Origin of the sequence: Dactylosporangium vinaceum, assembly GCF_019904175.1 — a bacterium.
Classification (GTDB): Bacteria; Actinomycetota; Actinomycetes; order Mycobacteriales; family Micromonosporaceae; genus Dactylosporangium; species Dactylosporangium vinaceum.
Window position 1 is genome coordinate 7,407,567 of sequence record NZ_CP061913.1, and the last position, 12,602, is coordinate 7,420,168.

The 12,602-nt window shown below is 72.2% G+C and carries 13 protein-coding genes and 1 pseudogene; 6 read left to right on the plus strand and 8 right to left on the minus strand.

Annotated elements, in window-relative coordinates:
• The first annotated feature begins 61 nt into the window (after positions 1 to 61).
• Positions 62 to 997, plus strand: a complete 936-nt coding sequence (locus Dvina_RS33175; RefSeq protein WP_223093230.1) for a DMT family transporter — start codon at positions 62 to 64, stop codon at positions 995 to 997.
• On the opposite strand, the gene Dvina_RS33180 is transcribed toward Dvina_RS33175, so the two are convergent.
• On the minus strand, positions 913 to 1,461 hold the full coding sequence (locus tag Dvina_RS33180; protein WP_246655477.1) for a CGNR zinc finger domain-containing protein: 549 nt from the start codon (positions 1,459 to 1,461) through the stop codon (positions 913 to 915). The genes Dvina_RS33175 and Dvina_RS33180 overlap by 85 nt on opposite strands.
• A gap of 130 nt (positions 1,462 to 1,591) precedes the next feature.
• Between Dvina_RS33180 and Dvina_RS54665 the strand changes: the two genes are divergently transcribed.
• A complete protein-coding gene (locus Dvina_RS54665; protein ID WP_246655478.1) occupies positions 1,592 to 2,632 on the plus strand; it encodes an EamA family transporter in 1,041 nt (346 codons plus the stop codon).
• Here Dvina_RS54665 and Dvina_RS33185 read toward each other — a convergent pair.
• Positions 2,555 to 3,337 (minus strand): annotated as a pseudogene (locus Dvina_RS33185) (dioxygenase family protein); the annotation flags it as partial. The gene Dvina_RS54665 and the pseudogene Dvina_RS33185 overlap by 78 nt on opposite strands.
• Positions 3,338 to 3,463: 126 nt before the next feature.
• On the opposite strand from Dvina_RS33185, the gene Dvina_RS33190 reads away from it, so the two are divergent.
• Both Dvina_RS33190 and Dvina_RS33195 read left to right on the plus strand, forming a co-directional pair.
• Complete coding sequence (locus tag Dvina_RS33190) at positions 3,464 to 4,333, plus strand: poly(ethylene terephthalate) hydrolase family protein (RefSeq protein ID WP_223093232.1); 870 nt, start codon at positions 3,464 to 3,466, stop codon at positions 4,331 to 4,333.
• A 199-nt stretch (positions 4,334 to 4,532) separates the two neighbouring features.
• Entirely contained in the window at positions 4,533 to 5,099 is a 567-nt protein-coding gene (locus tag Dvina_RS33195) for a hypothetical protein (protein ID WP_223093233.1), read from the plus strand.
• Between the two features lie 73 nt (positions 5,100 to 5,172).
• Here the strand turns inward: Dvina_RS33195 and Dvina_RS33200 are convergent, their stop codons facing one another.
• Together Dvina_RS33200 and Dvina_RS33205 are read right to left on the minus strand one after the other, a co-directional pair.
• Entirely contained in the window at positions 5,173 to 5,904 is a 732-nt protein-coding gene (locus tag Dvina_RS33200) for a polysaccharide deacetylase family protein (RefSeq protein ID WP_223093234.1), read from the minus strand.
• Positions 5,901 to 6,641 carry a glycosyltransferase family 2 protein gene (locus Dvina_RS33205; RefSeq protein WP_223093235.1) on the minus strand — a complete coding sequence of 247 codons (741 nt, stop codon included), beginning with the start codon at positions 6,639 to 6,641 and terminating at the stop codon, positions 5,901 to 5,903. Before Dvina_RS33205 ends, Dvina_RS33200 begins: the two co-directional genes overlap by 4 nt.
• A gap of 268 nt (positions 6,642 to 6,909) precedes the next feature.
• On the opposite strand from Dvina_RS33205, the gene Dvina_RS33210 reads away from it, so the two are divergent.
• Complete coding sequence (locus Dvina_RS33210) at positions 6,910 to 7,236, plus strand: hypothetical protein (protein ID WP_223093236.1); 327 nt, start codon at positions 6,910 to 6,912, stop codon at positions 7,234 to 7,236.
• Positions 7,237 to 7,245: 9 nt separating this feature from the next.
• Here the strand turns inward: Dvina_RS33210 and Dvina_RS33215 are convergent, their stop codons facing one another.
• Positions 7,246 to 7,713, minus strand: coding sequence for a hypothetical protein (locus tag Dvina_RS33215; RefSeq protein WP_223093237.1), 468 nt, complete (start codon positions 7,711 to 7,713; stop codon positions 7,246 to 7,248).
• Positions 7,714 to 7,735: 22 nt separating this feature from the next.
• Positions 7,736 to 8,113: a DUF5997 family protein gene (locus tag Dvina_RS33220; RefSeq protein ID WP_246655479.1), complete on the minus strand. Its 378-nt coding sequence runs from the start codon at positions 8,111 to 8,113 to the stop codon at positions 7,736 to 7,738.
• Between the two features lie 31 nt (positions 8,114 to 8,144).
• Between Dvina_RS33220 and Dvina_RS33225 the strand changes: the two genes are divergently transcribed.
• A complete protein-coding gene (locus Dvina_RS33225) occupies positions 8,145 to 8,807 on the plus strand; it encodes a LysR family transcriptional regulator substrate-binding protein (protein WP_223093238.1) in 663 nt (220 codons plus the stop codon).
• Between the two features lie 10 nt (positions 8,808 to 8,817).
• Here Dvina_RS33225 and Dvina_RS33230 read toward each other — a convergent pair whose 3' ends face one another.
• The gene (locus Dvina_RS33230) at positions 8,818 to 10,311 is read right to left on the minus strand and encodes an RICIN domain-containing protein (RefSeq protein WP_223093239.1); all 1,494 of its coding nucleotides are present in this window, start codon (positions 10,309 to 10,311) and stop codon (positions 8,818 to 8,820) included.
• Between the two features lie 115 nt (positions 10,312 to 10,426).
• Positions 10,427 to 12,562 (minus strand): sigma-70 family RNA polymerase sigma factor, encoded by a 2,136-nt coding sequence (locus Dvina_RS33235; protein WP_246655480.1) that lies wholly within the window; start codon positions 12,560 to 12,562, stop codon positions 10,427 to 10,429.
• Between the last annotated feature and the right edge of the window lie 40 nt (positions 12,563 to 12,602).

A 12,602-nucleotide genomic window follows, 5' to 3' on the forward strand; every position in this document is an offset into this window, starting at 1 on the left:
AACGAATCAGCTCCACGAATCGTCGCTGGTCCTGATGACTGCGGTGCCCGATGCTCATGGCATGGGTCCGGTCCTGGTGTTGCTCTCGGCGGCGTGCTTCGGCAGCCTCGCCATCTTCGGCAAGCTCGCGTACGACGCCGGTGTCTCGCCCGACGCGCTGCTGCTGGTCCGGTTCGCCCTGGCCGCGGCGATCCTCGGCCTCATCCTGTGGGCCCGCCCGAGGGGGCGCCCCCGACCCGCCCGGCGGGACCTGGCCACCGCCGTGGGGCTCGGGGCGATCGGGTACGCGGCCCAGGCGAGCCTGTTCTTCCTCGCGCTGCAGCGGATGGACGCCGCGCCGCTGTCGCTGCTGCTGTACACGTTCCCGGTCATGGTCACGGTCGCCGCGGTGCTGCTGGGCCGGGACCGGTTCAGCCCGCTGCGCGCGGCCGCCCTCGCCGCCGCGTCGGCCGGCACGCTGCTCGTCCTGCTCGGCGCGGGCGGCGGCACCTTCACCCCGGCCGGCGCGCTGCTCGGCTTCGGCTCCGCGATCGTCTACACCGTCTACATCCTGGTCTCCGACCGGGTCGTGCACCGGCTCGACCCGGTGCTGCTGACCACGCTGGTGATGACCGGCGCTGCGGGCACGCTCGGCCTGCTCGCGGCGGGCCGGGGCGGCGTCGACCTGAGCTTCCGGCCGGTGGCGTGGGCGTGGCTGGCCTGCATCGCGGTCGTCTCCACCGTGGTGGCCGCGCTGACCTTCTTCGCCGGCCTGCGGCGCACCGGCCCGTCGGCGGCGGCGATCCTGTCGACGTTCGAGCCCGTCGTCACCACCGCCCTGGCCGCGCTGACGCTCGGTGAATCCCTCACGCGGCTGCAGCTGGTCGGCGGCGTCCTCGTCATCGCCTCGGTCGTCGCCCTGCAGCTGCGCCGCTACGCGGCCCCGCCGGCGGCGGCTCCCGGGGAGGGGGTGCCGGACGAGGCGGTGCCGGACGAGGCGGCCTTGCGGGCGCGGTAGGCGGCGACGTTCTGCCGGTTGCCGCAGCCCTGCAGGCAGAAGCGGCGCGAGCGGTTCTTGGAGAGGTCGACGAGCACGTCGTCGCAGTCGGGAGCGGCGCAGATGCGCAGCCGGTCGAGCTCTTTCATGCGGATCACGTCGACCATCGCCATCGCGAACTCGACCATGAGCCGCACGTCGAGCCCGGCATCGTCGCCCGTCGCGTGGAGGTGGTAGTCCCAGCCGTCGTGGCGCATGAGCTGCGGCAGCGCCCGCCCCTCGCGCAGCATCGCGTTGACCAGGTCGACGGCCTCGTCCTCGTCGGCGCCCCACAGGGCCCGCAGCCGGGGCCGAAGCGCCCGCACAGCGTCGAGTTCGGCCTGGTCATGACGCCTGTTTCCGGTGTACCCCTCCCGCTCGACGAACGCGTCGAGCGCGGCGACATCGGGCAGCAGTTCGCCGTCTTCGGCGGCGTCGGTGTTCACGAGGGCGGCCGTGGCGTTCAGCGCAGCCTCGGTGTCATGAGCAAAAATCTTCTTGACTCCTTACGCGGCGAGGGCCTACGTTGCTGTCATGAGCATAACGCGGTTCACTCATGACGAAAGACTGAAGGGAGTGACGGGTCTCGCTATCGCCGTGCTCGCCTCGGCCATGTTCGGCACGTCCGGCGCGTTCGCCGACGCGCTGATGGCGACCGGCTGGACGCCGGGTGCCCTGGTCACGGTGCGGGTCGCGATCGCCGCGCTGGTGCTCACCCCTTTCGCCCTGCGGTCGCTGCGGGGCCGCTTCCGGCTGCTGCGCGCCGCGTGGGGTCAGGTGCTCTCGTTCGGCGCGGTGGCGGTGGCGGGCTGCCAGCTCTTCTACTTCAATGCGGTGCAGCGTCTCGATATCGGGGTCGCGCTGCTGCTGGAGTACAGCGGCATCCTGCTTGTGGTCCTCTGGGCCTGGCTCCGCCACGCCCAGCGGCCCCGCCGGCTCACGATCGCCGGTGGTGCGGCGGCGCTGGGCGGGCTCGTGCTCGTGCTGAACCCGGGCGGCGGCGGCCTCGATCCGCTCGGCGTCGTGTGGGGCATCCTGGCCGGCACGGGCCTGGCCGGGTACTTCGTCATGGCGGCCCGCGGTGAGGGCGCGCTGCCGCCGATCGCGCTCGCCTGGTCCGGCATGGTGGTCGGCGCGGCCGGGCTCGCGGCGTTCGACGTGCTCGGGCTGCTGCCGTGGGGCACCAGCACCGCCGACGTGACGCTGCTGGACCGCCCGGTGCCGTGGTGGCTGCCGATCGCCGGACTGTCCGTCGTGGCCGGTGCGCTGGCCTACGCGACGAGCATCATGGCCTCGCGGCTGCTCGGCGCCAAGGTCGCCTCGTTCACGGGCCTGCTCGAGGTGCTCTTCGCGATCCTCTTCGCGTGGCTCGCGCTGGGTCAGCGCCCGGGCCCGTGGCAGCTCGCCGGCGGCCTCGTCGTGTTGGCCGGCATCGCGCTGGTGAAGGCCGACGAGTCAACCACCCCCGTCCCGGCGCACGACGATCGGGAAGTCGACGTGCCGGAAGGGGTTCGGCATCCCGTGACGCTCGGCCCGCCGGGGATCGTCGACGGTCACGAACTCCCGCACGAGGCTCTCCTTGACTCCGAAGACGGCGTCGGAGTCCAGATACGGTGAGCCGTCGACGAACAGGTGCGTGGTGAGCGTGCGCACCCCGGGCGCCGAGACCTGCACGTGGATGTGCGCCGCGCGATACGGATGCCGGCCCGCCGCCCTCAGCAGCTCGCCCACCGGCCCGTCGGTCGGGATCGGGTAGAAGCGCGGCACCACGGTCCGGAACCAGAACCGCCCCTCGGCATCGGCCGTGAACAACCCCCGGAGATTGCGCGGCGGCACCTCCCCGGGCCGCTGCACATCGTAGAAGCCCTCGGCGTCGGCCTGCCACACGTCGACGGCCGCACCCGGCACGGGCCCGCCGTCACCGTCGTGCACCTGCCCGGTCACCAGGCACGGCTCGCCGTCGCCGACCAGGTCGATCGAGTCGCCGAGCGCCCGGACCGGCGACGCGACCTGGTGGAAGGGCCCCTCCACGGTGGACTCGGTGCTGCCGCCGACGGCCCGGTTGCCGATCGTCTCGACGAGCATGGACACGCCGAGGACGTCGGACAGCAGGATGAACTCCTGCCGGACGTCGTCGCACGTGTGCCCGGTCGCGGTCAGGAACCGGACCCCGGCCGCCCACTCCTCGCCGGTGAGCCCGACGTCCTTCACGAACGCGTGCGTGTGCCGCACGAGCGCGGTGAGGATCTCCCGGAGCCGTGGGTCCGGGGTCCCGGCAAAGCTCGCCGCCACAACCTCCGCCGAATGCTCCTCGTCGAACATGCCCGCAGACTACCCGGAGGGTCTGACATATTTCCGGGCTCCGTGGTCGGGCGGGATTACCGGCCGGTAGCACCGGTCCGGAGACTGGGTCCGCATTCACTTGCGTCCATGTGAGGGGACCCCGCCATGCCCATGCTCAGACGCCTGTCCGTCGCCGCCCTCGGACTGGTGCTGCTCTTCGCCGGCCAGAGCGCCGCCGCCGCGCCGGTCTTCGCCGCCAACCCCTACGAGCGCGGCCCCGCCCCGACCACCGCGAGCATCGAGGCCGCCCGCGGCCCCTTCGCGTTCGCCCAGACCACCGTCGCCCGCAGCGCGGTCACCGGCTTCGGCGGCGGCACCATCTACTACCCGACGAGCACCGCCGAGGGCACCTGGGGCGGCATCGCCATCTCGCCCGGCTTCACCGCCAGCCAGTCGAGCGTCTCCTGGCTAGGCCCGCGCCTGGCCTCGCAGGGCTTCGTCGTCATCACCATCGACACCCTGTCCACGCTCGACGACCCGGCCAGCCGCGGCCGCCAGCTCCTGGCCGCCCTGGACTACCTGACCGGCTCCAGCGCGGTCCGCACCCGCGTCGACGCCACCCGCCTGGGCGTCATGGGCCACTCCATGGGCGGCGGCGGCAGCCTGGCCGCCGCGGCCAGCCGCCCGTCGCTGCAGGCGGCGATCCCGATGACCCCGTGGAACACCGTGAAGAACTGGTCGACGGTCCGCGTCCCCACGTTCATCATCGGCGCCGAGAACGACACCACCGCCCCGGTCGCCTCCCACGCCGAGCCGTTCTACACCAGCCTGACGTCCGCCCCGGACAAGGCCTACCTGGAGCTGAACAACGCCGGCCACTCCGCCCCGACCTCGACGAACGTGACTGTCGCGAAGTACAGCATCTCGTGGCTGAAGCGCTTCATCGACAACGACACCCGCTACGAGCAGTTCCTCTGCCCCGCCCCGACCGGCTCGGCGATCCAGGAGTTCCGCACCACCTGCCCGAACAGCTGACCCCCTGCGGCGGGTCGCCGGCCACCTCGGCCGGCGGCCCGCCCCGACGACGGGCTGCGGCCGGCGACCGTGCTGACGGCCGGGGAGCGGGCGCGGTGGCCGGGCGGCGCGGGGCGGCGTACGTGCCGACCATCGACCGGCACCGGGCGGAAACCCGACAGCCGGGAACGGGCGGGGCCGGGCCGGCGTCGCAGACTGCATGATGCGCAAACCCTTGATGCTCGTCGCCATGGCGGTGCCGGCGCTGGCCGGCTGCCGGGCGCTCGACCCGGCGCCGGAGCCGTTGAGCTCGCCAACGGTGGCGGCCGTCGAGGAGGCGGTCCGGTTCCACGTCCACCTCGGTGCCGGGCAGCAGCTGGCGACGAAGGTGTCGTCACCGGACCTGTGCCCCGGCCTCGACATCCGGTTGGACCTCGGGCGCGGCAAGTGGGTGCGGATGGTGGCGTTCGCGGTGGACTGTGAGCCGCGCGGCGGGGACAACCGCCAGCCCGGCAACGGCAACCACGGGCTCTACCGCTCGGCCGGCGACATTCCCGCGGACCGCCAGACCGGCACGGTGGCGACGCCGCTCGGGGTGGCGACCACGTTCGAGCAGCCCTACTACGAGTGCACGAACTCGTGCCGGCACTTCACCGAGCCGGTTGCCGTCATCGCGCTCGACAAGCCGGCCCATCCGCGGGTCACGGCCCTGACCGTGTACTCCGAGCAGGGCACGCTCGACCTCGACGGGCTCCGGGCGCTGATCCGCGACCAGCTCAGCCCGTGAAGCGCTGCGTCCGACGCGTACACCCCTGACAGCCCGGCCTCGCTCCCGGCGGTGCTGCGGGGCGGGCGCCGGCTCAGGCCACCTGGAGGTAGGCGGGGACGCCGAGGAGCTCGTCCACGGTGACGAACCGGTAGCCGCGGGCGAGCAGGCCCTCGACCGTGAGGCGCACGGCGGTGACCGTCTCGGCGCGGTTGCCGCCGTGGCCGTCGAAGCCGTCGTGGAAGATGAGGATCGAGCCGGGGCGGGTCTTCGCGATGGCGCGGCGGGCCATCCGGGCGCCGGAGATCTGGAAGACCTCGAGGGCGTGGCCGAACTCGCCGGCGACCGGGTTGAGGCCGTTGCGGTGCAGCATGCGCAGCAGGGCCGGCTGCCGCCACAGCCACGGGGTGCGGGCCAGGGCCGGGGTGCGCCCGGCGACGCCGGTGAGGATGCGCTGGGTCTGCTCGACCTCGCGCTCGAACGCCCGGGGGCGCAGGTAGGTGCCGAACCTGTGGCTCAGCGAGTGGTTGCCGACGACGTGGCCCTCGTCGAGCACGCGCCGGGCGACCTCGGGGTGCCGCTGGACGCAGTCGCCGACCTGGAAGAAGGTCGCGCGGACGCCGTGGTCGGCCATGATGTCGAGGATCTGCGAGGTGTAGGGCTCGTTCGGGCCGTCGTCGAACGTCAGCGCGACGACCTTCTCGCCGGACGAAGCGGTGGGCGCCTGGTACGGGTACGCCTTCGACGTCGGCGAGAACGGCGACATGAGCAGCCAGTAGGACACGCCGAGCGCGGCGGCCACGGCCAGGACGGCGAGCACGATCATCGGAAGTCCTCCCGGAACGCCGGAGCCTGGCCGAACACGCGCCGGCCGGTGATCCGGTTGACGGTGTAGGTCAGCAGGTAGTGCACGACGAGCGACACGAACACGTTGTACATGAAGCCGCGGGCCAGGCGCCGGCCCGAGGTGAACGTCGGGTTGGCGTGGTCGTAGACGACCCGGCCCTTCCCGCGCAGCCGGCGCAGCTGGTCGAGCTCGTCGCCGCCCTGGGTGAGGCCGGTGTCGTAGCCGGTCCACGCGTCGCGGCGGAACGCGATGTTCGTGGCGCTGGCGTAGACGGCCCGCCCGGTCACCCGGTAGACGGCGTTGACGGCGCCGAACAGGCCGCGGCCGAAGTAGCGGCCCCAGCGCGGGCCGTCGGCGTAGGTGCAGGGGCCGACGACGGCGACGATCCGCTCGTCGGCGCGGAACCCGGCGTCGATCCGGCTCAGCCAGTCGCGCTCGTAGACCGTGTCCGCGTCGGCCGAGACCACGATCTCGCCGCGGGCCGCGAGGGTGCCCGCCTGCCGGGCGTTGCACACGCCGGGTGTCGGCTCGGTGACGACCACGGCGCCGAAGTCGCGGGCCACGCCGGCCGTGTCGTCGGTGCAGTTGTTGTCGACGACCACGACCTCGAACTCGCCGTCGAAGTCCTGTTTTCGCAGCGAGAGGAGCGCGTCTGTGAGGTAACGCTCCTCGTTGTAGCACGGGATGACGACGCTGAACCGCGGCCTGGATGTCATGCCGATGAGTCTTGGCGTTTCCATCGATCAAAACGATCCGGAACTCCCCCGAATCGCACCGGGGGCTTTCCCCCGAGGAAACCGCGGGTTCCCCCTACTCCTTCGGGACCCCGGCGGGCGGCGCCGTGCTGCGGGCACTGCACCGCGGCTTCGCCCGGGTTCCGGAGACCGGCGACCTGGCCCCAGTTCACCGGTTTACTCACCCGGGCGCTGCACACCTGCGAGCGGCTGCAGCGTTCGTCACCCGCATCCCCTAAGATCGGGCGCGATGTCGCCTCGCATCCTGCAGTCCGGACTCGGCGTCGCGGTCGCCATTGCCGGCAACCTCGTCGCCGACATCGCCGTGCTCGTGACACTGCGCGCGCACGGCGGCGGTGGCCTGGGCTGCGGGTCCTCGCTGGACCCGAGCGGGCGGTTCTCGCTGCTCACCGCGCTCATCCTGACCTACGGCATCGCGCAGCTGGTGCTCGGTGGGGCCGCGTTCGGCCTGTCGTACCTGGTCAAGCCGCCACCGGCGTACTGGGCGGCGCTGCGGGCGGGCTGGGCGGTCCTGGCCCTGCTGTCCGTCCTGTCCATGTTCTACCCGGGCTGCTGACGGGCCCGCCTACCGCTCGACCGCCACGGCACCGTCGGTGATGCGCTGCCACTCGAGGGCGGTGCGCCGGTCGACGTCGCGGACCTCGACGCGGCCCGACTGCCCCTGGGGGTACTGCTTCGGCCGCGCGCGCACCGCCCCGACCTGGAGCACGAGGCTTACCAGCGCGAGCCCGGCGATGACGGGCAGCGCGCCGGTGATCGTCACCGGCCCGCCCGTCAGCTCGGAGATCACCGTGCCCGCGACGAGCGCGAAGCCGATCCAGGACAGCACCACGTTGACGACGGTCAGCCGGTCGAACGGCCGCATGCGCCGAGCCTGGCCTTCGGTGAGCGGCACGGCGACCCGCACCGTCCACCAGCCGCTGCGCCCGGCGTTGATGCGGAGCCTGACCGGCGCTGCGTCCGGCGCGCCGTCCACGATCGAGGTCGCCGGCAGCGGCAGGTCACGCGAGCGCAGGTCCCAGGAGACCATCATGGCCTCATTATGGGACCGCTCATCAATGCGCGGTGTCCCGCTCCTGGAGGCGCCGCTGCTCGCGCTTGACCTCGGCCAGATTCTCGCGCTCGCGGACCAGCCACTCCGGCGGGTCGGCGTTGAGCTCGGCGATCTCTGCGGTGGTCAGGGCCTCGGTCACCCCGCCGCGGGCCAGGCCGCTGTTTGACACGCGCAGCCGCGCGGCGACCACGTTGCGCGGGTGCGGGCCGTCACGGCGCAGGTCGGCCAGCCACTGCGGCGGGTTGCGCCGCAGTTCGTCGAGCTCGTCGCGGGACACCAGGCGGTCCTGGAACTCCCGCGGGGTGGCCGGCAGATACACGTCGAGCTTCTGCGCGGCGGTTGCGGGCTTCATCACCTGGGTCTGCTTCGGCTTACTCACCCGGCAATGCTAGACGGTAGTGTTTTGATCCGTGACATTCCGCCTGCTCGTCGTGCCCGGCATCGTCATCGACCGCTGGCGGCAGACCTGGGCGGAGCGCCGGCCGGCCGTGCCGCTGCAGCTGGTCCAGGCGCCGGCCGCCGACGCTCAGCGGCTCCTCGGCACCGACGGCGACGCGGCACTGCTGCGGCTGCCGGTGGATCGCGACAAGCACCACGCGATCCCGCTGTACACGGAGCAGTCGGTTGTCCTGGCCCACCGCGACCACGTGCTGCACGCCGCGGACGAGCTGACCCTGGCCGAGATCGCCGAGCTCGGGGAGCCGCTGCTGCGCCCCCTCGACGACGTGCTGAGCTGGGACTCGCCGGCGTCGCCGGGCGTCGAGCGGCCGGAGACGACCGAGGCGGCCGTCGAGTGGGTCGCGGCCGAGGTAGGGCTGCTGGTGGTGCCGCAGTCACTCGCGCGGCTGTATCACCGCAAGGACGTGAAGTACAAGCCGGTCACCGACGGGCCGGAGTCCGCGGTCGCCCTCGCGTGGCCGGTCGACGGGCACTCCGAGCTGGTCGAGGAGATGATCGGGATCGTGCGCGGGCGCACCGCGAACAGCACGCGGGGCCAGGTCAGCGCCGCGCCGGCCCGCAGGAAAGGGCCGGCGAGCAGGGGCACCGGCTCACCTGCTCGCCGACCGCGCTGACTACGGGGGATCAGGCTCCGATGGTGGACTGCGGGCCGGAGTACGTCCTGACCAGGTTCGGCACGTCGGCCGCCGGGTCGAGGGTGTACGAGTAGAACGAGTGCGGGTCGAACGCCGAACCCGACGTCTGCTGCTTGCCGCTGCTGTTGACCACGATCGAGCCGGACTGCTTGAGCTGTGCGGTGCCGTCCGGGTAGTACGGGTTGGTGACGTGGTCGAAGTAGCTGTTCTCCAGCACCATCTTCGTGCTGCCCCGGCTGTAGTTGCCGTAGCTGGTGATGTCGGCCAGATAGTTGTTGTAGAGGTGCGCGTAGGCGAGGTTGTCGGCGCTGGGGTTGCGCTGGTTGTTGTCGTGCAGCCAGTTGTGGTGGATCGTCATCCGGGCCGTCACGTTGTCGGTCCAGCCGATGCCGAAGACCTTGTTGTGGTTGCCCATCTGGTTCCACGACACCGTGACGAACGACGTGTCCTTGCGCGAGTCGATGTAGCCGTCGTTGATGTTGGTGAACGTGTTGTGGTCGATCCACACGTGGTCGGCGGTGTCCATCTGGATGCCGTCGTAGTCGAAGTCCTTGTCGTCCGGGTCGTCGGAGGCCACGGCGGTGTCGCCGATCGTCAGGTTCCGGATGATGACGTTGTGGACGCCGGCGCCGAGGAAGAAGCCGCCGGCCTTGATGCGCCCGTTCCGGCCGGCGCCGATGATGGTCTTGTTCGACGCGACCGGGATCTCGTAGCCGTACGTCGGGTACGTGATCGTGGCGTTGACCCGGATCGTGTAGGCCGCGCTGTTCGTGGCGTACCGCAGCAGGTCGGCGTACGTGGTCACGGTGACGGTGGTGCCGCCGGCGCCGCCTGTCGTGCCGCCGTTGGTGCTCGCGAACCCGTCGGCGGTGTTGGACCAGGTGCGCCCGCCTCCGCCGGTGGTCGCGCCCGGCGTGGTCGGCCCGGAGGTGGAGCCGCTGACGTAGGTGAAGCTCCACTGCATCCGGGCGACGTCGGCGCACGCCTCCTCGACGATCGGGTTGTTCCCGGCCGTGGAGCCGTCCTTGTCACTGATGCACAGCCCGGTCGCCACCGACCTCACCAGATACTTGCCCGCCGACGCGGTCGACGCGGCGAACGTCCACAGCTGATTGGCCTTGGTGCCGTCGCCGCAGCCGTACTGCTGCAGCTGCGTGCCGGACGCGGTGCTCGACGAGGGCACGTCGATGCACCGGCCGCTGTTGCCGTTCGCGAGGTTGAACCGGTTGTTCGCCTGCGCGACCGCCTTCCACTGCAGGTGGCTCACGGTCGTCGAGCAGGCGGCCTGCACGAGCGGCGCGCTGTTGTCGGCCGACGCGCCCACGACGTCGATGCACTTGCCGCTGGCGCCCGACGCGAGGGTGTACACGCCGCCGCCGACGGGGGCGGTGGCGGCCTCGGACGGCCAGACGGTGATCGCCAGAACCGTGGCGGAGACCGCGGCCGTGACGGCGGCCGCGATCAGGGTTCGGGATGGTGACATGCGTGGTCCTCTTCTCGAAGCGGGGGCTGAACCATCCCTGTAGATGACGGGGGCTCCGCGCCGATAACGAGAACTTGCGGACACTTGCTGAACGGCTGGGGTACCGGCGAAAATTTCACGACTCGGACATCGAGGCGCCCATGCCGTTGCCGGTGGACAGGAAGTTCGTGGCCGGCAGCGTGCCGTCGGCGCTGCGCGGACCCTCGGCGGCCGCGGCGTCCGTGGACCGGAACATCGTCGCGTCCCAGGTGCCCTCGTCCCACGTGTTGCGGCTCGTGTGCACGGCCGCGCTCAGGCTCACCGAGTTGTCGTTGCCGATGGCGACGTTGGCGCGCAGGGTGGCCGGCGTGGTCGGCAGGCCGAAGCCGGTGGCGCCGTTGCGAAACGCGGTGTTGTTCGACAGGCGCAGCTCGGCCGGGTTGCCGCCGTCGGCGAAGCCGTTGTGGATGTTGCCCCAGGCCGCGTTGTGCCGCACGCTGTGGCTCGCGGCGGCCGGCGGGCTGCCGCCGCCGAACGTGAAGCCGTTGCCGTTGCTCTTCCAGCCGGCCACGTTCCAGCGGTTGACGCCGTTGCCGAACGCCCAGTTGTGCTCGATGTCGATCGGGGTGGCGAAGTCGCCGAAGTCGAAGCCGTCGTCGGCGTTGTCGAACGCGCGGCAGCCGCGCACGACGTTGCCGCGGCCGGAGCCGAACTTGATGGCCATGCCGATGCCTGACGAGCCCTGGTCGTCGGGGTCGTGGTTGGCGTAGAAGTCGCTGTCGAGGACCTGGTTGCCCGTCGTGTTCTCGCCGCGCAGCGTGAGGCCGGACTCGACGTTGTCGTGCATCGACAGCCGCTGGAACACACTGCCCTGGCACGACACGCACACGTAGGCGTGGCTGCGGGAGTTCTTGACCTCGAGGCCCTGCACCGTCCAGTAGCTGCCGTGCTGGGTGATGGCCCACTTGCCGGCCGGGATGCGGCTCGCGTCGATGACCGGGCGCTCGTCCCCGTATGCGCTGAGCGTGATCCGGTGCGTCTCGTCGCCGCTGGTGTCCAGCACGATCGGCGCCGCCGGCCGGTAGGTGCCGCCGCGCAGGGTGATCGTCTGGCCGGGCCTGACGAGCGTCGCCGCCTTGCCGATGGTGGCGAACGGATGCTCGATGCTGCCGTCGTCGCCGTCGCTGCCGTCGGGCGCGACGAAGTACTCGGCCCGGATCAGCCCGGCCGTGCTCGACGGCCCGGCCGGCCCGCCCGGGGTCGCGGACGGCGCACCCGGCGGCTCGGGGGCGACCGCACCGCCGGTGGCCGGGGGCGCGGCGACGTCGGCCGGGCGGTCCTCGCCGGCCAGCGGCGTCTCGTACACCGCGACCGCGATCCCGCCGCCGGCCACCATCGCGACCGCGGCGATCGCGGCCGCCTTGGTCTGCACGAAGTGCTGCAGGCTGCCCAGCACACCCGTCGTGGCCGCGCCGACCTTCAGGCCCTTGAACGCGAACAGGGGCAGCGGCAGCGCGGCGATGCCCGGCAGCAGCTTCTCCGGCGCCAGCAGGTCGGCCGAGAGCCCGGAGCACCGGCGGCAGCCGCGGACGTGCCGGGTGATCCGCTTGCGCCAGAGCGCGTCGGTCCCGCCGCCCCACGCCTTGAGCAGCTCGGCCAGGTCGGGGCAGCGCGGGGTGGCGTGCAGGGCCCGCACGAGCCCGCGGGCCCCGTCGAGCTGCGCCCGCATCCGCTGCACCCGCACGGCCGCGTGCGCCGGCTTGAGCCCCATGGCCGCGGCGAGCTCGGCCCGGGTCAGCTCCCCGGTGGCCTCCTGCCACCACAGCGCGAGCAGGTGCCGGTCGGCGTCGTCGAGCCACCGGGTCGCCTCGGCCAGCTCCTTGCGCTGCCCGGTGAGCATCAGCCCGGTGAGGCTGCGCTCCTCGAAGTCGCCGCCGGGATCGGCCAGCTCCTCGGGCACCTCCCGGGCCGGTGGGTGGCGCCGGGTCGCGCCCCGGCGGTGCATCTGGATCTGCCGGTAGGCGATCGCCACCACCCACGACCGGAACCGGTCCGGCTCGCGCAGTCCCGGCAGCCCGCGCACGACCTGGATCATCGTCTCCTGGACGAGGTCGTCGACGTCGGCGTGGCGGTGCAGTGCGCGGCCGATGATGTTGTAGACAAGCGGCAGGTGCGCCGAGATGAGCGCATCGAGGGCCTGCTCGTCACCGCCTTGCGCCGCCGGCACCAGCGAGGTCGTGTCCCGGACCGGCACGGTCTCACCCTGCGTCACCACTGTTCCCCTTCGCCCGCAACCCCGGCGCCGACGGTCG

Bases quoted from the DNA above. Each gene is read 5' to 3' on its own strand.
- Dvina_RS33175 (WP_223093230.1), top strand. From the start codon at position 62: ATGGGTCCGGTCCTGGTGTTGCTCTCGGCGGCGTGCTTCGGCAGCCTC.
- Dvina_RS33190 (WP_223093232.1), top strand. From the start codon at position 3,464: ATGCCCATGCTCAGACGCCTGTCCGTCGCCGCCCTCGGACTGGTGCTG.
- Dvina_RS33195 (WP_223093233.1), top strand. From the start codon at position 4,533: ATGATGCGCAAACCCTTGATGCTCGTCGCCATGGCGGTGCCGGCGCTG.
- Dvina_RS33200 (WP_223093234.1), bottom strand. From the start codon at position 5,904: ATGATCGTGCTCGCCGTCCTGGCCGTGGCCGCCGCGCTCGGCGTGTCC.
- Dvina_RS33205 (WP_223093235.1), bottom strand. From the start codon at position 6,641: ATGACATCCAGGCCGCGGTTCAGCGTCGTCATCCCGTGCTACAACGAG.
- Dvina_RS33210 (WP_223093236.1), top strand. From the start codon at position 6,910: ATGTCGCCTCGCATCCTGCAGTCCGGACTCGGCGTCGCGGTCGCCATT.
- Dvina_RS33215 (WP_223093237.1), bottom strand. From the start codon at position 7,713: ATGATGGTCTCCTGGGACCTGCGCTCGCGTGACCTGCCGCTGCCGGCG.
- Dvina_RS33230 (WP_223093239.1), bottom strand. From the start codon at position 10,311: ATGTCACCATCCCGAACCCTGATCGCGGCCGCCGTCACGGCCGCGGTC.